The sequence below is a fragment of the Flavobacterium sp. RHBU_24 genome (assembly GCF_046613695.1).
Taxonomy (GTDB): Bacteria; Bacteroidota; Bacteroidia; order Flavobacteriales; family Flavobacteriaceae; genus Flavobacterium.
In genome coordinates this window covers 469348-495374 of record NZ_JBKJHD010000001.1, presented here as the reverse complement: position 1 = coordinate 495374, position 26027 = coordinate 469348, and the positions used below count along the sequence as shown (strand labels likewise).

General features: G+C 43.5%; 23 protein-coding genes. 9 read left to right on the top strand and 14 right to left on the bottom strand.

Annotated elements, in window-relative coordinates; translation table 11 throughout:
* The first annotated feature begins 1 nt into the window (after position 1).
* From ACLI09_RS02265 to ACLI09_RS02240, 6 genes are all read left to right on the top strand, one after another.
* Entirely contained in the window at positions 2 to 463 is a 462-nt protein-coding gene (locus tag ACLI09_RS02265) for an SRPBCC family protein (RefSeq protein WP_411417959.1), read from the top strand.
* Between the two features lie 46 nt (positions 464 to 509).
* Positions 510 to 1070 (top strand): dihydrofolate reductase family protein, encoded by a 561-nt coding sequence (locus ACLI09_RS02260; RefSeq protein WP_411417958.1) that lies wholly within the window; start codon positions 510 to 512, stop codon positions 1068 to 1070.
* Positions 1071 to 1093: 23 nt separating this feature from the next.
* A complete protein-coding gene (locus tag ACLI09_RS02255) occupies positions 1094 to 1618 on the top strand; it encodes an SRPBCC family protein (RefSeq protein WP_411417957.1) in 525 nt (174 codons plus the stop codon).
* A 2-nt stretch (positions 1619 to 1620) separates the two neighbouring features.
* Positions 1621 to 2082 (top strand): SRPBCC domain-containing protein, encoded by a 462-nt coding sequence (locus ACLI09_RS02250; RefSeq protein ID WP_411417956.1) that lies wholly within the window; start codon positions 1621 to 1623, stop codon positions 2080 to 2082.
* Positions 2083 to 2226: 144 nt separating this feature from the next.
* Positions 2227 to 2685 (top strand): VOC family protein, encoded by a 459-nt coding sequence (locus tag ACLI09_RS02245; protein WP_411417955.1) that lies wholly within the window; start codon positions 2227 to 2229, stop codon positions 2683 to 2685.
* Between the two features lie 90 nt (positions 2686 to 2775).
* A complete protein-coding gene (locus ACLI09_RS02240; protein WP_411417954.1) occupies positions 2776 to 3288 on the top strand; it encodes a DinB family protein in 513 nt (170 codons plus the stop codon).
* Positions 3289 to 3464: 176 nt separating this feature from the next.
* Here ACLI09_RS02240 and ACLI09_RS02235 read toward each other — a convergent pair whose 3' ends face one another.
* From ACLI09_RS02235 to kynU, 4 genes are all read right to left on the bottom strand, one after another.
* Positions 3465 to 4304: a zinc-dependent peptidase gene (locus ACLI09_RS02235; RefSeq protein ID WP_411417953.1), complete on the bottom strand. Its 840-nt coding sequence runs from the start codon at positions 4302 to 4304 to the stop codon at positions 3465 to 3467.
* Positions 4305 to 4385: 81 nt separating this feature from the next.
* Positions 4386 to 5216 (bottom strand): zinc-dependent peptidase, encoded by an 831-nt coding sequence (locus ACLI09_RS02230; RefSeq protein WP_411417952.1) that lies wholly within the window; start codon positions 5214 to 5216, stop codon positions 4386 to 4388.
* Between the two features lie 60 nt (positions 5217 to 5276).
* A complete protein-coding gene (locus tag ACLI09_RS02225) occupies positions 5277 to 8303 on the bottom strand; it encodes a BspA family leucine-rich repeat surface protein (RefSeq protein ID WP_411417951.1) in 3027 nt (1008 codons plus the stop codon).
* Positions 8304 to 8407: 104 nt separating this feature from the next.
* Positions 8408 to 9691 (bottom strand): kynureninase, encoded by a 1284-nt coding sequence (kynU, locus tag ACLI09_RS02220; RefSeq protein WP_411417950.1) that lies wholly within the window; start codon positions 9689 to 9691, stop codon positions 8408 to 8410.
* A 175-nt stretch (positions 9692 to 9866) separates the two neighbouring features.
* Between kynU and ACLI09_RS02215 the strand changes: the two genes are divergently transcribed.
* On the top strand, positions 9867 to 13262 hold the full coding sequence (locus ACLI09_RS02215) for a T9SS type B sorting domain-containing protein (protein WP_411417949.1): 3396 nt from the start codon (positions 9867 to 9869) through the stop codon (positions 13260 to 13262).
* A gap of 71 nt (positions 13263 to 13333) precedes the next feature.
* Here ACLI09_RS02215 and queA read toward each other — a convergent pair whose 3' ends face one another.
* Positions 13334 to 14383, bottom strand: a complete 1050-nt coding sequence (gene queA, locus ACLI09_RS02210) for a tRNA preQ1(34) S-adenosylmethionine ribosyltransferase-isomerase QueA (protein ID WP_411417948.1) — start codon at positions 14381 to 14383, stop codon at positions 13334 to 13336.
* Positions 14384 to 14675: 292 nt separating this feature from the next.
* Here queA and ACLI09_RS02205 point away from each other — a divergent pair, with 292 nt between their 5' ends.
* Complete coding sequence (locus ACLI09_RS02205) at positions 14676 to 14843, top strand: hypothetical protein (RefSeq protein WP_411417947.1); 168 nt, start codon at positions 14676 to 14678, stop codon at positions 14841 to 14843.
* A 110-nt stretch (positions 14844 to 14953) separates the two neighbouring features.
* Entirely contained in the window at positions 14954 to 15547 is a 594-nt protein-coding gene (locus tag ACLI09_RS02200; protein WP_411417946.1) for a hypothetical protein, read from the top strand.
* A 53-nt stretch (positions 15548 to 15600) separates the two neighbouring features.
* Here ACLI09_RS02200 and ACLI09_RS02195 read toward each other — a convergent pair whose 3' ends face one another.
* The 9 genes from ACLI09_RS02195 to ACLI09_RS02155 form a co-directional block, all read right to left on the bottom strand.
* Positions 15601 to 16911, bottom strand: coding sequence for a 3-phosphoshikimate 1-carboxyvinyltransferase (locus tag ACLI09_RS02195; RefSeq protein ID WP_411417945.1), 1311 nt, complete (start codon positions 16909 to 16911; stop codon positions 15601 to 15603).
* 12 nt (positions 16912 to 16923) lie between these two features.
* Positions 16924 to 17118, bottom strand: coding sequence for a hypothetical protein (locus ACLI09_RS02190; protein ID WP_411417944.1), 195 nt, complete (start codon positions 17116 to 17118; stop codon positions 16924 to 16926).
* A complete protein-coding gene (locus ACLI09_RS02185) occupies positions 17118 to 17444 on the bottom strand; it encodes a nucleotide pyrophosphohydrolase (protein ID WP_411417943.1) in 327 nt (108 codons plus the stop codon). The genes ACLI09_RS02190 and ACLI09_RS02185 overlap by 1 nt, the downstream gene beginning before the upstream one ends.
* A gap of 95 nt (positions 17445 to 17539) precedes the next feature.
* The gene (locus ACLI09_RS02180; RefSeq protein ID WP_411417942.1) at positions 17540 to 19546 is read right to left on the bottom strand and encodes a DUF3857 domain-containing protein; all 2007 of its coding nucleotides are present in this window, start codon (positions 19544 to 19546) and stop codon (positions 17540 to 17542) included.
* A 20-nt stretch (positions 19547 to 19566) separates the two neighbouring features.
* Positions 19567 to 21522 carry a DUF3857 domain-containing protein gene (locus ACLI09_RS02175; protein WP_411417941.1) on the bottom strand — a complete coding sequence of 652 codons (1956 nt, stop codon included), beginning with the start codon at positions 21520 to 21522 and terminating at the stop codon, positions 19567 to 19569.
* Between the two features lie 24 nt (positions 21523 to 21546).
* The gene (locus tag ACLI09_RS02170) at positions 21547 to 23439 is read right to left on the bottom strand and encodes a DUF3857 domain-containing protein (RefSeq protein ID WP_411417940.1); all 1893 of its coding nucleotides are present in this window, start codon (positions 23437 to 23439) and stop codon (positions 21547 to 21549) included.
* A gap of 51 nt (positions 23440 to 23490) precedes the next feature.
* Positions 23491 to 23943, bottom strand: coding sequence for a D-aminoacyl-tRNA deacylase (gene dtd / locus ACLI09_RS02165; RefSeq protein ID WP_411417939.1), 453 nt, complete (start codon positions 23941 to 23943; stop codon positions 23491 to 23493).
* A complete protein-coding gene (rsgA, locus tag ACLI09_RS02160; RefSeq protein ID WP_411417938.1) occupies positions 23943 to 24911 on the bottom strand; it encodes a ribosome small subunit-dependent GTPase A in 969 nt (322 codons plus the stop codon). Before rsgA ends, dtd begins: the two co-directional genes overlap by 1 nt.
* A 108-nt stretch (positions 24912 to 25019) precedes the next feature.
* Positions 25020 to 25889, bottom strand: coding sequence for a DUF808 domain-containing protein (locus ACLI09_RS02155; RefSeq protein ID WP_411417937.1), 870 nt, complete (start codon positions 25887 to 25889; stop codon positions 25020 to 25022).
* Positions 25890 to 26027: the final 138 nt, after the last annotated feature.

Sequence of the window (26027 nt, the reverse complement as noted above, 5' to 3'; positions counted from 1 at the left end):
CATGGAAGAGATAAAAAACACCGCTATGAAAGCAATTAAAAACACCATTGAGATTAATGCGCCAAAAGAAAAAGTGTGGCAGGTGCTAACCAATGAAAAATATTACCTGCAATGGTATGCACTCTTTTGCGAAGGCACTACCGCTATAACCGACTGGAAAGAGGGCTCAAAAATTATTTTTGCTGCCGGTGGTATGGGGCTTATAGGCAAAATTGCCGTGTACAGGCCCAATGAGGAGCTGCTAATAGAAATGACGGGCATATTGCAAAATGGCGTGGAAGATTATGACAGCCCCGCAGCTAAGAACACGCTGCAGGCAAGCGAGCACTATCTGCTTACCGAAAAAGATGGAAAAACAACCCTGCAAACGTCGGCGGATATAGACGAAGAGTACTATGAGCAAACAAGCGCATCCTGGGATGCCGCAAAGGAAAAAATTAAAGAATTAGCCGAATCATTATAGCTTGATAGGGAGTAGCAAGATTAAGTACAAAGTAGTAAGATACAAAATGAGAAAAGTAAAACTGCAGATGCAGGTATCTATAGATAGCTTTGTAGCCGGCCCAAACGGCGAAATGGATTGGGTGGAATGGAACTGGGGTGACGATATTAATGCTTATGTGGGCGCCATAACCGAGCCGGTCAGCACGATAATCATTGGGCGAAAGCTGGCCGAAGGTTTTATTCCCTACTGGAAGGACGCTGCCGAAAAAGACGAACCCATAAAGGGTGCCGAAAAATTGAACGCGACACCCAAAGTGGTTTTTACAAAAACCCTGGAAAGTAATCCGTGGGAAAATACCATCCTGGCGAAAGGCCCGTTAGAGGACGAAATTGCAAAACTTAAGGCTGAGGAGGGCGGCGATATAATTGCCTACGGTGGCGGCACTTTTGTATCGTCGCTTATAAAAGCAGGGCTTATTGATGAATATTATCTTTTGGTTAACCCAACTATCATTGGTAAGGGAATGCCTGTTTTTGAAGAAGTAACTGAGAAAAAACCGCTTAAGCTCATTGAAAGTAAGGCGTTTGATTGCGGCATCACCGCACTGCATTATACAAAACCTTAAAACATAACCTGAAACAGTAACTTATGTATACACTACTCATCATTATAATTGCAATTATTGCACTGCCATTTATTATCGCTTTATTCCTGCCGAAGGAATATAGTATAGCACTCAGCATTGTAATAAACGCGCCAAAGCATGAGGTATTTGATTTCATAAAATATGTACGGAACCAGGAGCGCTACAGCAAATGGGCCATGGCCGACCCGGAACAGAAAATAACAATGACAGGGACAGACGGCACCGTAGGGTTTATAAATGCCTGGGACAGCGCCAAAAAAGCAGGCGCAGGCGAACAGGAAATAACGGACATTGTTGAGGGCGAACGTATAACCACCGAGCTACGGTTTACACGCCCGTTTAAAAACTTGGCCCACAGCTGGATGGAAACCGAAGCGCATTCGCCGGAAAGTACTAAAGTAACCTGGGGCATGACAGGTAAAATGCCCTATCCGCTTAATGCAATGACGGCCCTGATGAAAGGTGGGCTGACCAAGGATATTGATGTAAGCCTCAACAACCTTAAAAACTTATTAGAAAAACGCTAAGTATGGAAAACGTACTGTTACCTACCCCGGAGAGCCACATAATACAAAACCGGCGCGAACTGAACGCAGATATTGCTACTGTATTCCGCGCTGTTACAGAACCGCAGCACCTGCAACAGTGGTGGGGGCCTGAAGGGTTTACCAATACATTTAGCGAATATGACCTGCGCCCGGGCGGCAAATGGGATTTTATAATGCATGGCCCGGACGGGCGGGATTATCATAACGAATGTACATTCCTTAAAATTGAAGCTCCGAACCTCTTGGTATTTAACCACATTTCGCCGCCGGAATTCCAGGTGGTGATACAGATGGAGGAAGTTTCGTCAGGCAAAACCCGGTTTACCTTTACCCAGGTGTTTGAAACCGCTGAAGCCGCCGCCGCTCTGCGCGCTTTTTGCCTTGAAAAGAATGAGGAAAATATCGACAGGCTTGAGGGGGAATTGAGAATAATTACGAATTAGGAATTAGGTAACTTACCTCGCATAACATAAGAGTGAAGCTACTCCCCTCTCCAATTGGAGAGGGGCCGGGGGTGAGGCCCTGCATTCGACTTCCGACCTCAGACTTCGGACAAAACATAAACAAACAAATACTATAAAACAATTATGAAAGCACTTAACCCGTATCTAAACTTTAACGGCAAAACCGAAGAAGTTTTTACTTTTTACAAGAGCATTTTCGGCGGCGAGTTTGCCATGCTGATGCGCTTTAAAGATGTACCGTCTGATGTTCAAATGGACGGCTGCGTAGACGGTGAACCCGACAAAGACGAGAGCAACCTTATTATGCACGTTGCCCTGCCGATAGGCAACAATGTACTTATGGGCAGCGACGTGCCCGGCCATATGCCCGCTGCCGTTAGCGGTAACAGCATAACACTGAGCATAAACGTTGAAAGCAAAGAAGAGGCAGATAGGGTGTATGCCGCTCTTGCCGAAGGGGGTGATGCCATGATGCCTATGGACATTATGTTTTGGGGCGATTACTTTGGCATGTTAAAAGATAAATATGATATACAGTGGATGGTAAACTACAGCCAGGGGCACCAGCCGCCAAGGGAATAATAACAGTAATTCAGTTCATCAATCAAAAAGAAGAAGTAGCCTCCTCCGGAAATAGGTGGAGGTTATTTTTAATTGTAAACAATATTTTTTATGAGCCAGGAAATCATACCACAGTTAGAAAATGCATTAGAGCACACCATTAGCCTTTTAGGGTCGCTTAGCGAGGAGCAGCTTAATACCGTTCCGTTTGAGGGAAGCTGGACGGCTGCGCAGGTAGGCCGCCATTTATTTAAATCGGAAACTGGTACCGATAACCTCCTTAAAACACCCACACAGGTGCCCGACCGCGATCCGGCTACAGGAGTGCAGCGGTTTGCCGATATCTTCCTGAACTTTGAAACCAAAATGAAGTCGCCCGACTATATTGTCCCGGAAGATAAGAAATACGACAAGGGGGAGCTTGTTTCATCGCTTGAAGAAGTGAAGGATGCGATACTACCGGCTGCAAAAAGCACAAACCTTAATGAGACCGCACCATTGCCGGAAGGGCATCCCTTTGCCGGAAGCACCAAGCTTGAGATTATGCACTTTATGGCCTACCATACCATAAGGCACAACCGGCAGATAGAGAAGATAAGCGCTTTAGTGGGCAGTGTTCAGTGATCAATTGGCAGGGGCTTCCTTCGCACGGAACTGTATTTATAGTTGCGACTGAACACTGAACACTGAACACTGAACACTGAACACTGAACACTGAACACTGAACACTGAACACTGAACACTGAACACTGAACACTGAACATTGAACACTGAACACTGAACATTGAACACTGAACGCACTACGCCGCCTGCCTGTAGTTTATCAGCGTGCCTACCATGGCGTAGAGCTGCGGCAGCTTTTCGCGGAATTCTTTGGGGGTTTCAAAATAGTATTCGAGTACCACGGCTATAAACTCATGGGGGTTTTTAAAGGCATAGTGCCTGAAGTAATTTGCCGAAACAATCTGCTTCATATTATCGGGTTCATTGGCGTAGGCCATGATCTTATCAAACGTATCTACATACAATGCGCCCGCCGCGCCAAAACCCTGCCGCTTAGAACCGGTATGCACTACGTGGGCAAACTCATGCAGGCCCAGGTTTACGTTATTTGCCTTAAAGTCGAGCCCGGCCTCAAAATGACGCCACGAAAATACGACCGCTTTAACCATTGGGTTATACTCGGCATAATGGTAATTATCCGATGCTGCCGACGTATACACATCAGGATATAGTATTATTACCTCAAACATATCAGTCAGGTATTTTCGCAACCCAAAGGTAAGCATCACCCAGGTAGCAGCCACTTTTAGCTTCATTTCGTCAGTAATTTCCAGTCCCTCCCTGGCCGCAAACGTATACCGCTTTAAAAACTGGTGTATGCGGTGCTGAAAATATTGCTTGTGCCGGGCATCAAGTTCGCGGTAAAAGCGGAATTCATCGTCAAGTATATATACTCCATAGGGCGCCAATTTTTTAGGAAAGGGATAAAAATGCACCAGAGGGGGCTTTTTAAACCGCAGCATATAGGCTGACTCCAGAAACTTGGCAAGCATATAAAATATGAGCAGTATAACCAGCAGGGCTACTATTATGAGAAGTACGGTACCTAAGGGTGAAATCTTATCCTGTTCGTGCACTGCCGGTGTTTTTAGTTATTGCAAAATAGTGATTTAAAACCACATATCCATCAATAACAAACGCAAGGCGGCAGTAAAAAATTACCCGTGGCGGTAATTTATCATTTTGGCGGCCATGCCGTAGAGCACGGGCAGTTTTTGCCTAAACTCATCCGGGGTTTCAAAAAAGCATTCCAGCGTTACGGCCATAAACTCGTGGCGGTTTGTAAAGGCATAATCACGCAGGTAGCCCATTTGAGATAATACCCTGAGGTTTTCGCCATGGTTAATGTACTCAATAATGGTATCAAACATAGTGGCATAAATTACGCCCGATGCCCCGGCCTCATCGGTACCCGTGGCGTGCACGTGCAACACATGGGCAAACTCGTGCAGGCCCAGGTTGATATTATCGGTACCATATTTCATCCCTTCCTCAAAATGGCGCCAGCTAAAAATAACAGCCTCCGCCGGATGGTTAAACTCGCCCTTATGGCGGTTACCGGTAACCGACTCGTATACATCGGGCGAAATGATAATGTACTTAAACACATTGGGCAGGTAGTTCCGCATTCCAAACGTGAGCATTACCCAGGTAGCGGCTATTTTAACCCGCATCTCATCTGTAACCTGCATCCCTTCCCTGCCGTGGAATTCGTACTTTTTTATGAAGTGGTACACCCGGTGCCTAAAGTAACTTTGCCGCCTTGCCGAAAGCCGGTTATAAAAGCCAAAATGCTCTTCTAATACCCTTTTAGCGTTAATGCTAATTTCCTTTTTTACGGGATAAAAATGTACATAAACAGGTACGCCAAACAGCTTTACCCAAATTGATTCTAAAACATTTAGCGCAAGGTAAAAAAACAGATAGAAAAACAGCCCTATAAACATTAGGCACACGATAACCATAAAAGCCAGCCCGATACCGTCCATAAATAATAATTGGTGGGTTGTAATGTAATAAAAAACGGGGCATTTGCCCCGTTAGTATATTTATTTTTTTACCACCCGGTAATTGAGCTGGCCCACATTGGTTTTTACCGTTACCATATACAACCCTGAACTTAAACTTTGCAGGTTAACGGCATCAAGGTTTTGTTTAAAATCAAGCAATTCCCTGCCCTGCATGTTGTATACCTTTACTTCTTCGGGTGCTATGCCCTCCTGAGGTTTAAGGTACAACACATCCGTTACCGGATTAGGATATATAGAAATACCTTTATTCAACTGATTTTGGCTTACGCCTAATTCAGCTACCACTGTTGTACTTACTGTATTGGTAATAATTGGCGCGTTATAATCAAAATAAATGCCCGCGCTTCCGGTAATCACGTCGCCTATCTGCAGGGTTTGCAGCGGCTTGATTTTAAACGCTATAAAACCATTGTTGTCGGCTTCATCGGTAGACTCAGTAGGCAGGTTGATATTGTCAAATATAAAACTCACCTTATTACCCTCTTTAATTTTTACCCGATAGCTGTGGCTGGCGTTTACCGGGCGTAATGTTGTCCAGTCGAGGTTTGCATCAAGCACATCATCAATACGCACGTTAATAGCGCTGGCGGTACCCGTGTTCTGGAAACGGACTACATAATCAAGGTACCCATCTATCTGGTCAATTGTAATCTGCGCTCCCTGTAGTACCGTTTTATCGTTAGGGTCATACGAGTTTACAACGGTTTGTTTAAGGGCAAAGGTGTTGTCATCAGGGGTAAAATCGTTTGCAGCAGGTGTTATTTCAGCCGTAAGGTTAAGGGTATCACCGCCATTTACCGTGGGTGGCGTGTACGTTTGCAGCAGCAGGTTTATGGTTTTACTCTCAAAGGGCTGTATGGTGCCAATGGCAAAATTAAGCGCCCCGGCTGTATTTGAAACCGGCACCTCACTGGCACTTACAAAGCTCTGCGCCCCGGCATCATAAACCAGGCTAAGCGAAGCATTGGTTATGGTTTGTGTGCCTATATTTTGCGCCACCAGCTGGTAGCTTGCCTCAAAACCGGGGCGCGCATCGCTTAGCGGCAGTATTGTAACGTTAAGATCCTGAACAGCCTGGTTTGCGGTAAGGCAAAAATCAAGCGGCTCGGTATTACCGGAGCCAGTAAAGTTAACCGATGCCGTATCGGGTGCTACAGTAAAGTAAGACGGCAGGTTTTGAAGGCTCACAGTATAGGCGCCTTCTTGTACATTTAAACCGTATTCTTCTTCAAAAAAAGGATAGGTACCATAAGAGTAGGTACCATTATCGGCAGTTACCAATAGGTCATGTATTTCAGGGTCTGCGCTATCACAGCCGTTTGCATTTTGGTCAAAACGCACATTAACAAAGATTGTGTTTCCTGAACAATCGTCGTCGAATCCATCATCCAGAATCCACCATAAAAGTTCAGTCATAAGATAGAACCTAACGATGTTACAGAATTTTAAACCTTCGGCAACAAAATCTTTATTATATAATTGCAATTGAGCAAACTTTACTAAAAGGGCATCATAATTATCTGTAGACATACCCGAATAGCTTAAAAATGAATTTTCCACATCAGCACCCGCAGACAGTCCTACTTCCGGGTTAAAATTCCACGCAGAAATATCCTGGTTAAAATTCACAGCGTTATAAAACGTTCCATACATGGACTGCACGTTTGAAACATCCCAGTTATCTAAGGGCTGGTTAAACGAAGTAGCATTGAAAAACATTTCAGTAAGGTTAAAAATATTTGAAGTATTCCAACTGTTAAGTGGTTGGTTAAAAGAGGTCGCATTTTTAAACATACGATCTGTAGATGTAGCATTTGATACATCCCAGTTATCAAGAGACTGGTTAAACGAGGTTGCGTTAGCAAACATACCTACGAAACTGGTAACATTTGATACATCCCAGTTATTGAGCGGCTGGTTAAAAACCTGATTACCACCAAACATACCGCCCATAATTGTTACAGATGATACGTCCCAGCTGTTTAGCGGCTGGTTATATACTGAATTTGAAAACAAGTAGGTCATATCAGTAACATTTGAAACATCCCAGTCATCTAATGACTGATTAAAGGAAGTGGCATTTTCAAACATCTCGGTAAGGGTTACAACACTTGAAGTATCCCAACTGTTTAGCGGCTGGTTAAAAGAGTCGGAACCAGAAAACATACCTACCATAGTTGTTACAGATGATACATCCCAGTTATTGAGCGGCTGGTTAAAAGAGTCGGCACTATAAAACATATAACTCATATCAGTAACGTTTGATACATTCCAGCTGTTTAGCGGCTGGTTAAAAGAGTCGGCACCAGAAAACATACCTACCATAGTTGTTACAGATGATACATCCCAGTTATTGAGCGGCTGGTTAAAAGAGTCGGCACCAGAAAACATACCTACCATAGTTGCAGATGATACATCCCAGTTATTGAGCGGCTGGTTAAAAGAGTCGGCACTATAAAACATATAACTCATATCAGTAACGTTTGATACATTCCAGCTGTTTAGCGGCTGGTTAAAAGAGTCTGCACCAGAAAACATATAACTCATATTCTTAACATTAGAAACATCCCAATTATCAATAGACTGATTCATCATCACCGCGCCATAAAAAAAGTTTGTCATATTGGTAACATGGCTTAAATCAGGAGTATCTGTAGCATTTATTGTCAAACTTGCACAATCTTTAAAAGCATCAGTCATATTACTTGCCCACTGTGTGTCGCCCCACTGCTCAATTGTCCTTATTTTTGTTTGATTACCTCCGCTTGCTGAAAATTTTATCCTGTTAAATGTGCCCGATACCGTTACCGTATAGGTGCCCGGAGCGGCATAATTATGGAAGCCGCCAGACTGTTGGTTAGACAGTATGGTTCCGTCTCCAAAATCTATTGAATAGTTATTGTTTACATTATATGTTATAGGAACCGATATCGCTTGAACTCCATAGCCTCCGGGCGGGACCTCCCATGTAGTTATAAACGGTGCCTGGGCACTGGCAAAAAAAGTAATAAACGCAAAAGCGAATAGTAAGTAAAACTTTTTCATAAGTGGTTGATTTTAATGCTACAAAAGTAGCAATTCTTATCACAGGGATTGCAAAAAAACGGAAACATAAAATGTTCCCGCTTTTGTAAATTATAAAATGGATTCTATTTTTTATGTGATAAGATACCCTCTTTAAGTATTTGCCCAAAGTTGTACATATCTTCATAAGAGCAGTACAGCGGCACGGGTGCCAGGCGTATCACATTAGGCTCGCGCCAGTCGGTAATTACACCGGCCTTCATAAGATAGTCGAACAACGAGCGGCCCTCGCCATGCAGGAATACCGACAGCTGGCAGGCACGTTCCTTAGGTTCGGTTGGGGTAATTATCTCAAAGTGGCCTTTAACTTCTTTATCAATTTCGTGCAATATAAATTCAAGGTACGATGTAATGCAATCGCGCTTTTGTATCAGGGCGGGCATGCCCACCTCATCAAACATTTCTACCGATGCAAGGTAAGGCGCCAGCGACAGTATGGGCAGGTTGCTTACCTGCCAGCCTTCGGCACCGCGTACCGGGTCAAACTTAGGCTCCATTAAAAAGCGGCGCTCCTTGTTGTGGCCCCACCATCCGGAAAGGCGCGGCAGGTCGAGGTCGTTATGGTGCATTTCGTGCACAAACACCCCAGATGCGTTACCCGGGCCGCTGTTCATATATTTATAGCTGCACCACGCGGCAAAGTCTACATTCCAGTTGTGCAGTTCCATGGCTATGTTACCGGCGGCGTGGGCAAGGTCCCAGCCTACATAGGCTCCGGCATCCTGTCCTGCTTTTGTAATAGTTTCGATATCAAAAACCTGCCCGGTATAGTAGTTTACCCCGCCTATAAGCACGAGCGCAAGTTCGCTACCCACTTCATCTATTTTAGCCAGTACATCTTCCAGGCGGATGTTGTGCTCGCCCGGCCTGCGTTTAATTTCAACAATGGCATCTTCGGGTTCAAAACCATGCAGGCGCACCTGGCTTTGTATCATGTACTGGTCGCTTGGGAAGGCTTTTTCTTCGCAAAGTATCTTAAACCGCTTAGGGGTAGGCGTATAAAAGCTTACCATAAGCAGGTGAAGGTTTATCGTAAGGGTATTCATTACCGTAACTTCAGAGGGCAGCGTACCCACAATTTTGCTGAGCGGCGCGGCAAAGCGCTCCTGGTAGTCCCACCAGGGCTTATCGGCATAAAAATGGCCTTCTACAGCCAGTTTTGCCCAGTCGTCCATTACCTCATCTATGTATGCTTTAGTACGCTTTGGCTGTAATCCCAGTGAGTTACCCGTAAAATAGATAACCTGCTTGCCGTTTACATGCGGAAAGTGAAACTCATCCCTGTATTTAGCCAGCTTGTCTTTAGCATCAAGCTGCTGTGCAAATTCGCGCGTATTTAAAAACTCCATGTTGTTGTGTTTGTTTACCTGCAAAAATAGATAAATATATTTTGGCAATACGCATTGTGCGCGGCCAGAATTTTACAGCATTATAAACTTGTGGGTATAAAAACTTAAACTATACTGTTAAGTGCTTTTTAAAAACCCTTCAATTACTATATATTTGTACCCAACAACCACCAACATGAAATTAATCTATACCCTGCACCATTTTAAAGGTTTAGTACAGCTATGTGCAACTTGCCTGCTGTTATCTGTCGCCTCTTACGCGCAGGAAAACTGTAATAACGGCATTGATGATGACGGCGATGGCAAGATTGACCTGATTGACCCTGACTGCGCTTGTGGTGGTACCACCGCAACCAGCTTTATAAACAATTACAATTTTGAGCAAATGAGTTATTGCCCAAATAATTTTGCGTTGTTTGATGCAGCTACTTCCTGGTTTTTACCAAATAATGCTACAAGTGACTATATAAATTCCTGCGGTTTTGTGCCCGTATCTGCCACAGATGCCGGGGTGTATCCACTCCCCGAAGCAAACGGAACCGGCGTTTCAGGCATTTTAGTATCTCAGGATTATAAAGAATATATCGCGACATGTCTTAATAACCCATTAATTGCAGGCACTGTTTACCAGCTAAATTTTGATATAGCGGCTTCTACCTCTGGCAGGATACCTTTATTTGACGATCCTAATACAGGCTTGGTATGTAATGAAGGCTACTTAAATGCCGGAAACATTAAGATGACCTTATACGGAAAGTCATCCTGCAACACTACTCCTGAAGACACACACAATACTCCTGAGGGATGGGTAGTATTAGGAACCGCCAGCTATCTGCCTACAAAAAACTGGTCGCAGTTATCTGTGATGTTTACACCTACACAAAATATTAGTTCTATTATGCTTGGGGCACCTGAGGAATTACCCGACAGCTATGTGAATGAATATGACTACCATTTATGTTTCCCATATTTTTATTTTGATAATCTTATTTTAAATACAGCCGCAAACCTTGGCATAAAAATAAACAGTACTGGCAGCTTTTGCGACAACTCGCTTGTACTTAACGCAAGCGGCGATTCCGGCAGCGGCAATACTTATCAGTGGTATAAAGATGGGATAGCAATAGCCGGAGCAATAAACAGTGTGCTCCCAGTTAGTTTTTCAGAAAGTAACACAGGCAACTACACGGTAATGATTATTAATGCGGGAGGGTGCAAAATAAGTCCTTTTTACAATGTAAATAAAGTTATAGACCAGCCCGAATATATAATAGACCAATCGCCATGCTTTCCGGGTAATACGACCATTACCATTACTACTCCGGCAGACCAGTATAGCTTTGACGGTGGGTTAACATGGTCTTTAAATCCCTCTGACGGCAATTATACTTCATTCGATATCATACTAATAGCTATTAAAAAAAACGGATGCGTTTCGTCCACCAGAAATATAGTCTTAACATACCCGCCACTGGAAACTATACAAGCGCCGGAAGTCGAGATAGTACAGCCGGGATGCCACGTTGGCGGATCAATTACCGTAACGTCACCGGCTACATCGTATAGTTTCGATGATGGCATAACCTGGACAACAAACCCCACATTATCAAATTTGCCCCCTAACCCTAACATTACCTATAAGGTAAAAATAAAGACTCCATTAGGCTGTACTACAGGCTCGAGATATATATGGCTTAGTGAATACTTCCTGCCCGAACCAGAAGTAACGTCTACAAGTGCAGGCTGCGGCACAGACGGTACCATAACCATAACAACACCCGCAGCGTTGTATAGCATAAATTACGGCGCTACATGGTCTGCAAACCCCGTGTTTACTAACCTTGCCGAAGGGAGTTACACCATACTGATTAAAAATGATTTGGGATGTGTATCGCAAGGAACTTATGTTGGTATTACAAAAGATTACCTACCAAAGCCGGATGTTTTGTATACCCAGGCAGAATGCGGAACCTTAGGGAGCATTATCGTAACTACCTTAGCTTCAGAGTACAGTTTTGACAATGGCAATACATGGTCTACAAATAATACGGCCTCAAATTTACAACATGGTTATTACTCGGTAATTATAAAAAACAGCCAGGGCTGTACTTCTTTGGAAGAAGTGGTATACTTACAGGAATATTTTCTGGATACTAATCCAGCCTTTACTGCTGTTAATCCCAGCTGCGCAAATAATGGCAGTATTACTTTTAACACTTCCGCTCTTGAATACAGTATAGACGATGGCAGTACCTGGCAGGCGAGTCCCGTATTTTTAAATTTAGCGGAAAATTATTATTACCTCAAAATCAGGAACGGCGTAAATTGTGAATCAGCTACATCATTTGCATACCTTCAGGACTTTAATAACATAGCACCTAACGTACAAATGGTAAATGCCGGCTGTAACACATACGGAAGCATCAGTGTTACTACCATTGCCGATTTGTACAGCTTTGACAATGGCGCGACGTGGCAGGCAAATAATTCAATAACTAATTTATCCGGGAGCTATGTTTTTAATATAATAGCAAAAAACATCAATAACTGCGCTACGCAGGCCGCTACAATATATTTTGATTCCTATTTTACACCCGGACCCGCAGTAAACAACTATACCGCTTACCTGTGTGATATCTCTAATGATGGAAATGAAACAGCATTGCTTGCAGATTATAACCCGTTCCTTGCTGCAGACTATACTAATTTTACCTTTTATTTTTTTGTTGCTGCTACTGATGCGCAAAACCTAAACCTCGCTAACCAAATTTCTAATACTGCCAACTATCCGGTCTCCGATGGTACAGTGCTTTATACCGCGGTGGTGTTGCCCGGCGGGTGCCATAGTGTAGCCGCCCTTACCTTCTCGCTATTGCCATCGCCGGCAGCACCGCCTGTTGAGGACAATATTATTTTATGCGAAAATAGCACCGTAACTGTTAGTGCCGGAAACGGCTACAGCAGCTATTTATGGTCTAGCGGCGCCACTTCAAATACTGTAGTTTTAACCGAACCCGGCAGTTACTATGTTACCGTGGCAACAGATTATGGAACTGCGATATGTGAGGTTACCAAAAGTTTTGAGGTGATTTTATCTAACCCTGCAACTATAACCGATATAATAACTGAAGACTTTAAGGAAAACAACAGTAATGTAATTGAAATAATTGCAGAAGGAAGCGGAGATTATGAATATTCGTTAGACGGGATCCTATACCAGCAAAGTAATGTATTTACAGGATTAGCTAGTGGTATATACACCGCCTATGTGCGCGACAAAAATGATTGCGGTATTATCAACCATGATGTTTTTTTACTTACTGCCCCCAATTTTTTTACACCTAACGGGGATAATAATAACGATACGTGGGATATTAAATTTTCATATTTTGAGCCTGGGCTTATTATTTCTATCTTTGACCGTTACGGAAAACTCATCAAACAATTAAGCAAAAAAGAGTCATGGGATGGCACTTACAACGGTAATGAATTGCCAGCGGATGATTACTGGTTTTTAGTTACCCGGAATAATGGAAGGAAATTCGGGGGCCACTTTTCACTTATTAGATAAAAGTACTGTTATAATGCTGGTTTTATAAAAAAAGCGGCCTGTAAGCCGCTTCAAATTTTATGTATGTCATATTACAGTATAAGCATAGCATCGCCATAAGTATAAAAATGGTAACCTTCTTTAATGGCCTCATCATAGGCTTTGCGCATAAGGTCATGGCCCATAAAGGCAGATATCATCATAAGCAGTGTGCTTTTTGGCGTATGGAAGTTTGTAACCATACAGTCTGCCACGCTAAAGTCATAAGGTGGGAATATGAACTTGTTTGTCCAGCCCACATAAGGGTTAAGCGTTTTAGACGATGAAACCGAACTTTCCATGGCACGCATGGTGGTAGTGCCCACCGCACATACTTTTGCTTTCTTAACTTTTGCCTTATTTACAATATCGCAGGCTTCCTGTGTAATGATAAGCTCTTCGCTGTCCATTTTGTGTTTACTAAGGTCTTCAACCTCTACCGGGTTAAAGGTACCAAGGCCCACATGCAATGTAACCTCAGCAAAGTCAACACCTTTTATTTCCAGCCTTTTAAGCAAGTGCTTGCTAAAGTGAAGCCCTGCAGTTGGCGCCGCTACGGCACCTTCTTCTTTGGCATAAATGGTTTGGTAACGCTCTGCGTCTTCAGGCACCACATCGCGGCCTATATATTTTGGTATGGGGGTTTCGCCCAGCTCAGTAAGCTTGCTGCGGAACTCTTCATAAGAACCGTCATACAAAAAGCGAAGGGTACGCCCGCGTGAAGTTGTGTTATCTATAACCTCAGCCACAAGGCTGTCATCATCGCCAAAGTATAGTTTGTTGCCTATACGTATTTTACGTGCGGGATCTACCAGTACATCCCAAAGGCGCTGCTCGCTGTTAAGTTCCCTTAACAGGAAAACCTCAATACGTGCGCCTGTTTTTTCTTTATTGCCATACAGGCGTGCCGGAAACACTTTGGTATTGTTAAGTACCATTACATCTCCTTCGTCAAAATACTCAATAATATCCTTAAACTGCCTGTGCTCTATGGTTTTGGTTTTGCGGTCTATTACCATTAGCCTTGATTCGTCCCTGTTTTCAGCGGGAAATTCTGCCAGAAGTTCTTTAGGCAGATTGAAATTGAAGTTGGATAATTTCATTTATAAATTTTAAATTCACTGCAAATATACTACTGTGCGATAGGCGTTGTCAAGTGTTTTAGCGTTTATTTGCAACAAGCACTCATTACCAATGAGTTACAAACAATACAGATGACGCAGATTTGGCAGATTTATACTGATTTTTTCAACAATTCTAACCAGTATAATCGATAGTCAATCTTCAATTTGAAATCAAAAATCTTAAACTACTTCAAAACCGAAAAAAAACACTGCCAAACTACTTGTTGAGATAAAAATCATTACATTTAGCCATCAACCAATTATAACCTTTATGACAAAAAAAGCCGTACTGCTTATTGCCCTGTCATTGTGCTGCAGCACTACATTCTCCCAAAAGCTGTTAACTTCATGGAGCCAGCAAAATATAGAAAACTACACATTAGAAATGTATAATGAGGCTCAAAAACTGACCCCTGAAGCACTCCTTAAAAAAACATAGCAGACGAATACTGGAGCGAAGTTTTTTTAACCCTGAATGCCTCGATTAACAATTATTCGAAAGATACTGCATTCAAGAAAGGGCTCGCCAGTCAGATAACAAACAAAAAAGTGACAAAATTAAAGGGAACAAGCAGGCTAATTATCTGGGAAAGGATAACTACGGGCGATATTATATTTGAAGGAAAGGGCCTGGTTATGGACAATGATTTATTTACAGTTGCGGGCAGGGCAAACCAGATACTTCAATCGCTCACAAAGAAAAACTTTGGCGTTGTAACCCTGCATGCAACAGATAAAGAACTTGAATCATTAAAAAATAAATGGCTGGATTTTTTATCAGAGAAGCCGATTGCGGAGGTTACGCCCAAAGCATACCAAAATGCAAAAATACCCGAAATAAGTTCGTTAACGGCGGTTGAGGCGCTGATTGTTTCGCTAAAGGAAAACAATGCAAAAAATGAGATAACCAAAAAGTGCTTAAAAAGTGTGTATAATTTAGACGAGATGCCTAAAGAAAAAGGTTCTTCGGCGAGTTATTGTAACCCTGACACATACACATACGGGTATTTAGGGATGCTTTTTGGCGATGACAAGCAGGACGAAACCAAGGACGCAAAATGGTGGCAAAAATTTTGGAACGAAAACAAAAACAGCCTTGAATGGAATAGCGAAAAAGGCATTTATGAAATTAAAAAGAAATAGCCCACAAAGGGCTATTAATCTATTAGTAGAGAAAATTTTAAATGTGAAAATTTTTACATCTTTTCCACCTCAAACCCCAAAGCCTGCATATCCTCCCAAAACGTGGGGAACGACTTGCTTACAACCTCGGCATTATTTATAACAAATGGCGTTTTAGTGGTGAGCGGCGCAAAGGCCATAGCCATTCGGTGGTCGTTGTAGGTAGCGACTTCAACTTCAGGAGCCTCCCCCACCCCTTCCAAAGGAGGGGAGCCAGCTTCACTCATGCCCAGAAAAAGAGAATGGGGTGCCAACGTAAGGCTATCCTTAGTAACCGTTACCTCTGCGCCAAATTTACCCAACTCTGCCTTAAGGGCTTCGAGCCTGTCGGTTTCCTTAATTTTTAGGGTATGCAGGCCGGTTAAGTGGCAGCCAATACCCAGGCCAAAACAGGTTACGGCTATGGTTTGTGCTATGTCCGGCGTATCGTTTAGCTGTCGGTTGATGGTTGTTGGTTGTTGGCCCAGCTTCGTGAGTGTAATAAAGTTGCCCAAGAATGTAGTTGCTACGCCAAATTCTTTATAAATATCCGCCAGGGCACTGTCTCCCTGTAGGCTGTTTTGTTTGTACGATGATAGCGTAATAGCAGTGCCCACCGGGCTCAATGCTACTATACTGTAAAAGTAGGATGCCGAACTCCAGTCGCTCTCAACAGTAATTGCAGATTTAAGATTTAAGATTGCAGATTCCCCCCCGGTTTGTGATTTGCGATTTGTGATTTGCGATTTCACTCTTATCACACTTCCTTCAAAACTATTTTCAATGCCTACTTCGTCCAATAGGCCAAGCGTCATTTTTATGTAGGGAATAGAGGTAAGTTCTCCTTCAAGCGTCAGCTCAATGCCGTTTTCAAGCTTTGATGCTATAAGCAATAGCGCGGTAATGTACTGGCTGCTTACGTCTGCTTTTATTGAGGCGCTGCCGCCTGCCAGTTTTTTGCCGTTTATCTTAAGGGGTGGATAACTCTCATTTTCGGCATATTCAATATCCGCACCCAGGCTGCGCAAGGCATCTACCAGTACGCCTATAGGTCTTTCTTTCATACGCTGGCTGCCAGTAAGCAGTACACTCCTACCCTCTTTTTGCGCAAAATATGCCGTTAGGAAACGCATGGCCGTACCCGCATGGTGAATGTCTACCACATCATTTTTACTTGCCAATGCCGCCTGCATGGCGGCGCTGTCGTCACTCTCTGATATGTTTTCTATCTTGATACCCGGGTACAGCGCCTGCAACAGCAACAGCCTGTTAGTCTCGCTTTTGCTGCCCGTAATTTTTATAGCCGATGAACGTACCGGCTTATTGATGCTTATTTTTATATCCATAAGGGATGCGGCTTACTTTTTAATGCCGGATTTTGGCCTGCCGGCGTTTTTAAACAGGAATACATTGGCCAGCGACAGGCACAGTGCCCACAGCGGTAGAAACACCCACGGGCTCTTCATGCCCCAGCCTATAGTCAGCTCTATAATAGATGCTATGCTAAAGTAAACAAGGAATGCTATAACCACATGCTTCAGCTTGTTGTTCATTACTTCAGCTTTTCGTTATTGTGGTGGCGGTCGTGGTCGCGTTTTGTTTTCAGGTCCATTTTTTTGTCAAACGCCGCCTGTAGGTCTACCCCGGTCTGGTTGGCCAGGCACAGTACTACAAACACCACATCGGCCAGCTCTTCGCCCAAATCTTTATTTTTATCGCTTTCCTTTTCGCTCTGCTCGCCGTATCGGCGGGCAATGATGCGGGCCACCTCCCCTACCTCCTCGGTAAGCTGGGCCATATTGGTAAGTTCGTTAAAATAGCGTACACCGTGGGTTTTAATCCAGTTGTCTACGTCAATCTGAGCATTCTTTATGTTCATCGGTTTAGTATCAGGGTTACAAAGTGGCAAAGTTACAAAGTTAGCTTCAATCTGTAGCTATCCTAAAAAGTGCAGAGCTTGTAACTCTACTAACATTACCCCTTTTTAAGTACCACTTTCTCCCCTTGCTTGTCTATCATTTTCTGGTAAAAACCTTTCAGGGTTTCATAATAATCGGCCGCCACCATACCATAGGTTATGCTGCTAACCACCATCATTTGTATCGTATTGCCTTGCTGTTGTAAAGTATAGCGGAAACTGCCCAGGTTATCTTCCATCGCTACAGCGCCTGAAGCCGGCACCGACTCTACCACATAGCCCTCAGGAACGGTAATGTTTATCATGTACTTATCCTCCGATGGAAATATAAAGTCAATAGGATACTCGCGCTTTTCGGCCTTAAACGGGTTTTCATCTTCCATAAAGAACAGCATGGGGCTAAAGTATATTTTATCGCCTATAACATCCGAAGCATTTTTATATGTAAAATCATACTCTTCTATAACAGGCTTGTCAAGGTCTTTGTCGTTGCTTACCTTATATTCGCCTATTTCAAGGCCCTTATATCTCTTTTCCAGTTTTTCAAGATAGCTTTCCTTGCTCACGCCTGCATAGTTTTCCCTAAAAAGGTACGCATTATGGCTCTGGTACTGGTCGCGTGCCTTACCGCTCAGGTTTCCGGTATTATCCATCTTTGCCGTAAGGGTTATTACTTCTTTAGAAAGCGCCTGCGGGGCAAGGTCTATAGATTCGCTTGTGCCGTCTTTTTTTATAAGCCTGCCTGCCCAGTTAATAGCCCTTATGGGTAAAATATTAGGCATGGCCGATTTTGACGTGGCATCAAGCAGTATATATTTGCCGTCTACCTTTACCGATGCTATTACATAATTATAAGCACTGTAGCTGGGGAAAAGTGCTATTTTTTGCGAACGTGAGGTTACCAGTACCGGGTTTGCGTCTAAACCCGCATAGCGTAGCATAGCGGTAAGCATCAGGTTTATTTCGGCAACGTTGCCGGTCTTTTCTTTGTATGCTTTTTTTACGCCTGCATTACAGCGGTAGCCATATCTCTCATTCCAGCTCATCTGGTTTCTTACATACGTAAAAATGGCCGCGGTTTTCTCTTCAGGCGTTTTTAGCGGGGCAATAAGTGCTTTTATATCCTCTTCAAAATAGCCTGTTTTTTTAACCTCGCCGCCAAAATCGTCATAATCATAAATTGTTTTTACCAGGTCTTCCCACGTGGTCGAAAAACTTTTTACGGGCTCGTTAGGCCACTTTACCGCGCTAATTTCATGCTCTATGCCTGCCGTATAATTGTCTATATTGTTTATAAACCGCTCGTTGCGCATACCAGGAAGCTCTTCAAGCACATACGTGGTTACGTTTTCGGTGTAGACTACTTTATCTGTGGTGAAGGTTGTAGAAACCACACGGTTGCCCGACCTCTCCTTGCTTGTAAGTATGATATTGCGTGAATTTTTTTCCTGAGTTATTTTGGGTGCATAATAACCCCTGTAGTTAGGGCTAAACACATAATATTCGGGGATTTTTGTGGTAAGCTCGCTGTGGTTTACAGGGATGCCTGACTGAAATTTCCAGTCGGGCATAACTGATTCAAACGGCGACTCTATAATATACCGGTACTCTACAATGCTGCCTTCTTTTACATTGGGCATCATTATCTTTTTGGTCCGCCAGTTTTCATTCACCACCTCATCAAACTCGCCGTCACTGCTTAACTTGGTTTTTTCGGCCTTACCGTCTACCAGGTTATATGTAAATGCCTTTGATACATTTACTTTTTCATAACTAGATCCCTGGTTATAGTACGAAATTACCTTATTTCCATAATCATAACCGTCTTTAGTATAGATCTTTATTTTGGTTTCAACCTCAGTATATAACGTAAATCCTTTGCCCTGCGAGTATTCCATATAATTAGTACACTTACTAAACAGCACCGCGGCAGGCGCAGCGGCGTCTTTAGGGTGTGCTTTTTCCTCAAGTTCAGCTACCGTAACCTCGCCAAGCTTATACTTTTGGGCAAATACGCTGGCTGTAAAAAGCAAAAGCATTGCTGTAATTTTAAGTAGTTTCATAATTTTGGTATGTGTTGGGTTTATATTCTTTTCAAAACTATTTTTTCGTTTTCCTTATCCAGCATTTTCTGGAAAAATTGTTTAATATCCTTATAATATTCCTGGTCCATTATGGGCGAATTTACCTGTGCAATAACTAAAAGCTGCAGGTTTTTACCATTGGGCTGTATTGTATACTGGTACTGTGCCAGGTTTTTTTCCATGGCAAACTCCATTTTTTCAGGATACGATTCTATGGCATACCCTTCGGGGATGTGCAGGCTTATTACATAACGCATTTGGTACGGATAAACAAAATCAACCGGAAACTCCCTCGTTTCCTGCTTAAACGGGTTGTTTTCACGGGTAAAGAAAAGCATTGGGCTTATATACATTTTATCGCCTATAACGTCTGCCACAGCATTGTGCTTAAAACTGTACTCTTCCAGCACGGGCTTATCCAGTTCTTTCTGGTTGATAACCTTATAATCGGTTACCTGCACACCGCGCAGCTGTTTTTCCAGATTTTCAATATAGCTTTGCTCGTTAACCTCGGCATAACGCTCCCTAAATGTGTAGGCATCATAGTCGCTATACTGGTCGCGCGCCTTGCCGCTAACCGATCCATCTGCGTTAAGATCAGCCGAAAGGCTTATACTTTCTTTGCTTAACAGCATGGGTGCAAGGTTTATCTCTTCGTTATCACCGTTCTTTTCTATAAGGCGGCCTTCCCAGTTTAGCGCCCTTATGGGCAGTATGCCAGGGCGGCTATACTTGCTGGTAGCGTCGAGCAATACCGTTTTACCTTCTGTTTTTACCGCCGCTATTACATAATTATAGGCATAGCGTGTGGGGTACACAGCTATACCGTTATCGCGTGTGCTTACCAGCACAGGGTGAGCATCCAGGCCTGCATGGCGCAGCATGGCGGTTAGCATAAGGTTTATTTCGGCGGCGTTGCCGGTGTGTGACAAATAGGCTTTTTTCACTCCTTTTTCGCACAGGTATGACTTTTCCTTATCCCAGGACATGTAGTTTTGTACATACTCAAAAATAAGGTCTGTTTTTTCTTTATCTGTTGTTGCCGCAGCAATCAAAGGGTCGATGTCTTTTTCAAAATACGAATCGAGCTTTACCTCCCGGCCAAAACCATCGGCCTTGTAAATTTCCCTCGCTACCGATTCCCAGTCGGTGGCATACTTTTGCATACTTCTTTCCGGGAAGCTAACCGCCGAAAGTTCGTGCTTCACCATGCCTGTATAATTATCAAGATTAGTTACATAAGGCTCATCCTTAAGGGCTTTTACGTTGCTGGCAGAATAAGATGACACCTTTTCGGTAATAACATACCTGGAATTTGAGGTTACCGTAAGCGGGTTGTTTGGCCGCATGGTGGTTTCGGCCACTTTAATTCCTACATAGCCTACTGTGTATATGTTATAAAAAAAGTATACCGGTATGGCCACATCATAAGCTACCTCATTTGCGGGAACATCAAACTGAAAATAAAAATCCCTGAAATAACCAAAGTGCGGCGTGCGTATGGTGTACTTATATTCTATAATGCTGCCCTCGTGCACATCGGGCATTTTTACACGTATAACGGTATAATCTTCATCAACCTCTTCTTCAAACATACTTGTTTTTTCCAAGGGTGTTTTAACCACCTTGCCGTCCTTTAAGTTATAGGTAACCGCATTGCTAAACGTGCCTTTACCCTTGCGGCTTCCGGTATAAAAACGTATTGAGGGATTAGCATAATCGTACCCATCTTTTTTATATATTTTTACACGGCTGTAAATTTCGGTATTCATAACCCAGTAGCCGTCTACAATATCAAACCAGGTGTTGCCATAACGGTAAATATAGGCCGCCGCGGCGCTGCTGTCCTGCGGGTGTACTTTTTCCTCCAGGTCTTTTACGGTAACCGGAAGTACGTGCCTTGACGGTGTAAGCTGGCTAAAAGCCTTACATACCATAAAAAGGAGAAGGCACAAAAAAACTGTTTTTCTACACATGGCTTATTGCTTTACCAAAACCACTTTGGCATTATCATTACGGGCAATTTTTTCCCTGAACTCCCTGTACTTGTCATACTCTTCTTTAGGATACGTGCCTGGTTTTATAAGCAATGTGCGCTTGAAGCGTATTTCTGAGGGGCTGACCAGGCTGTATTCGGCTTTATACTCGCCATAGGTATCGGTAATGGTTACGTTTGATGGCAGGGCCTCCATGGCAAAACCGGCGGGGAGGGCTATGGTTACCACATCTTCATCATAAAAACCGGTGGCAATATTGAGCGGCAGCTTACGGCTACGGTACCGCTGCGGCACCGTAGACGACTGGTTTAACGCATTTACGGCAAACATGAGCCTACCGCCGGTAGTGCTTGCATAGCCGGGTGCTTCAAAAGCTATATCTTCGGTAAGCAGCTTATCATCATAACTATTGGTAAGTTCTGTCTTGCTGAATTTAAGGTTATTAATATTGCTGAAAATATTTTTATACTTCTTGTCAAGGTCTTCCTTGCCTGCACTCGCCCAGCTGTATTTGTCGTCATACTGCAGGCCGCTGCTCACCCGCTTAAGCGCGCCCTTTAGTGCACCATCGGGAGTTATGGTACACGTAGCGGTACACACCTGGGCATTGCCCTGCGCATCATATACATGGGTGCGTACTATTTCGCCTTTATCCGGCTTTACAAGCAAGGCCATACGGTCATCGGTAAAGTCGCCCTGAAACCCAAAGGGTATCGACTGGTTAGTGCACTCCAGCCATACAAACTCGTTATTATGCGGTATAGCCAATATAATATGGTTGCCCTGCATCGACACAAAATCAGGGTTAATATCCCTCTTGTACTGCCCATATATAACGGTGTAATAGGCCGGTACGTCTACCGCCTTTAGCAGTGCACGGGTATAGTTGCTAAGTGCCTTACAGTCACCATAACCCAGGCGGTCAACATCCTTCGCCGGCATGGGTTTCCACCCACCTATGCCCAGCTGTATGCTTACATAGCGGGTTTTGCCCTGCACATATTTATAAATTATCTTTGCTTTTTTAAGCGGGTCAGTCTCAGTACCCACCAATGCTTTAACTTTTGCTACGGTTTCTGCCGGAAGCTCATCGGTACCCTGTAAAAGGTTATTGTACATCCATGCGCCAAAGGCTTCCCAGGTTTTGGCTTCGCCGTCTACCCCTTCAAGGTGGAATTTTTCAAGGCCAAAAATAATATACGGACGGATGCTGCTTAACGATGGTGAATAATCTTCAGCCCTGTAAGCAGGGATATTTTCAGCGCTAAAAATATACGCCCCCGCTCCCTGGCTTTTTTGTAATACTACTTCGCCAAAATTATACTCTTTGAATTTTAAACCCAGTGATGGCTCTGCCGTAATACTCATCTCTTCTTTTTCAGTGCTGCAAAAAACACCTTCCACCGGCGACCATTGCGGTATAAACGCGGTATTATCAGTTGTTGTCTCACAGGTAAACATTACGGTATACGGGTAAGATACGGGAGTATAATCTAAAAAAAGCACCCTGTTATCAGTTACATCACTGCCAGACAACGACTGGTCCTTAAAATCTTTGCGCTTTAGTTTTTTAAGCTGTAATCCGTTCTTATCGTAGATAATGGCCTCTATGCTACGCACAGTAGTTGACTTATCATACGATGTTTCCGCCCCTATATAACCGTTGCCGTGCTCGTTTAAAACGGTTACCACCCTTTTAATAGCATAATCCATCTGCCTGCGTGATGGCAGGTTGATGTCTATACGCTCGTAGCGCACCACAGCATTGGCGTTTTCGGTAAGCTCTTTAGGAATTGTAAACGAATTATAATTTTCCTGGGCAAAAGCCTGCGCCCCAAATAAGGCAAGCAGCAGTATGGTGATTCTTAAAATCATGTTAAAGTTGGTTTGCCCCAAAAGTAGTTTATTTTGGTAATAAACAAAACCTTACTCCTTATTTTTCGTATCAAAAATTATGGTAACGGGGCCGTCGTTTAGCAAAAGTACTTTCATATCGGCACCAAAGCGGCCGGTTTGTACGGGCTTTACTAAATCGCTTTGCAGTTTGGCAACAAAAGCTTCATACAGTGGTATCGCTACCTCAGGCCGGGCCGCCTTGATATAGCTGGGGCGGTTGCCTTTTTTAGTAAGCGCGTGCAGCGTAAACTGGCTTACCACGATAATATCGCCGTCAATGTCCTGTATTGAAAGGTTCATTATACCGGCTTCGTCTGCAAAGACACGCAGCTTTACAATCTTCGCACAAAGCCACTCAATATCTTCAGCCGTGTCCGCAGCTTCTATGCCCACAAGCAGTAACAACCCCTGCCCTATATCGGAAACTTTTTCACCCTCTATAGTTACCGAGGCATGGCTTACCCGTTGCAGTACTACGCGCATTATTCCTCGTCTTTATTTCGTTCTTCGCCATAAATATCGGTACGGTAATGCTCGTCTTCGCCATCAAGCATTTGCAGGTAGCTGCGGTAACGGCTAAAGGCTATTTCATCGTTATCAAGGGCATCTTTAACGGCGCAGTGGGGCTCGTCTTTATGCAGGCAGTTGTTAAACTTGCATTTATCTTTAAGGGCAAAAAACTCAGGGAAGTAATCGCCAAGCTCGTCCTTTTCCATATCAACCACGCCAAAACCGCGTATACCGGGTGTATCAATAATTTTGGCGCCAAAATCAAGGTCAAACATTTCGGCAAAGGTTGTGGTGTGCTGCCCTTGGCTGTGCTGCTCACTTATCTGCTTGGTTTTTAGTTCCAGTCCGGGCTGTAGTGTGTTGATAAGCGTACTCTTGCCCACACCGGAATGGCCCGAGAACATGCTTACTTTATCTTTCATTTCGGCCCGTAATTCATCAATTCCCTCACCGGTAACCGATGATACAGTGAGGCATTTGTAGCCTATTTTGCCATACACATACTGCATGTACAGCTGCTCATCTCTCATGCCCTCATCATAAGTATCGGTTTTATTAAAAACAAGGATGGCCTGTATGTCGTATGCTTCGGCAGTAACCAGGAAACGGTCTATAAAACTGGTAGTAGTGGGCGGGTTGTTTATAGTAACCAGAAGCAAAAGGGTATCGATATTTGATGCGATAATATGTACCTGGTGGCTAAGGTTTACCGATTTACGGACGATGTAATTTTTTCGGTCGTGAATTTTGTTGATTGTGCCCGTAACGGCATCCACGGTTTCATCAAGCTCTATATCTACCACATCGCCCACCGCAACAGGATTAGTACTTTTGATACCTTTTATACGGAATTTACCTTTTATACGGCATTCGTATACGGTGCCTTCTTCAGTTTTTACCGAATACCAGCTGCCCGTAGATTTATACACAAGTCCTGTCATGCCGCAAAGATAGTAATCTGCCTGCAAATAACCCTTTGGCTAAATGCCTAAATAGTTATTCCTTAAAACGTATTACAGTTGTGCATGGATTTGTGCATAATAAATAAATTACCTGCCCCTTACGGCAAAGACTACTTTTTTGACCAATGCCACTACCCCCACAACAAGCAGCCCTGCAACAAGTCCAAAACCCAGTTCTTTTAATGTAGAAGGGATGTTTGGAAGGAAATGGTGCAGGTAATCGATATTATGAACAAATATCCCTCCCGAGACCAATAGTAACGCAATGGTACCTACTATGGCTAATCCTTTAATAATAATGGGCAGCGCCTTTACCAGCATATTACCCAGTGCTGCTAAAAACCCCTTGCCATCAGCGCGTTTTATAAGCTTAAAACCAGCATCGTCCATACGCACTATAAGGGCCACGATGCCGTAAACTCCCACGGTTGCTAAAAGCGCTACTATAGAAACTGTTATAATGCGTAATGTAAGGCTTTCCTCTAAAACAGTGCTCAGGGCTATAATCACTATTTCTACCGAAAGGATAAAATCAGTGGTTACAGCCGACTTTATTTTAGCTTTTTCAATATCCGCGCCGCTTTCTTCTTTTTCAGCGATAACCTCATGGGCGGCCTTGGGGCGGTGAAAAACAAATTCCACGATTTTTTCGGCACCCTCATACGCCAGGAAAAACCCGCCCAATAGCAAAATTACCGTAATGGCTATAGGAAAGTAGGCATCCAGCAGCAGCGCTATAGGCACAATTATAAGTTTGTTTACAAACGACCCCTTTGTAATGTCCCATAGCACGGGCAACTCACGCGAGGCTAAAAAACCGGTGGCCTTTTCGGCGTTAACAGCCAGGTCATCTCCCAGTATGCCGGCTGTTTTGCGGGTTGCAAGTTTTGCCGTTATGGCTACGTCGTCCATCAGAGCAGCTATATCGTCTAATATTGCAAAAAAACCTGAGGCCATTTAGGTATGTTTATAGTGAATTGTAAAAATATAAAATTCTGCCGGATGCCCGGAAAGCCACATCAGACTATAGGATTAATTTAACTAAGTAGCACAACGTTTCATAAATGCGGTAAAAATATAACGGTTATACGCCTT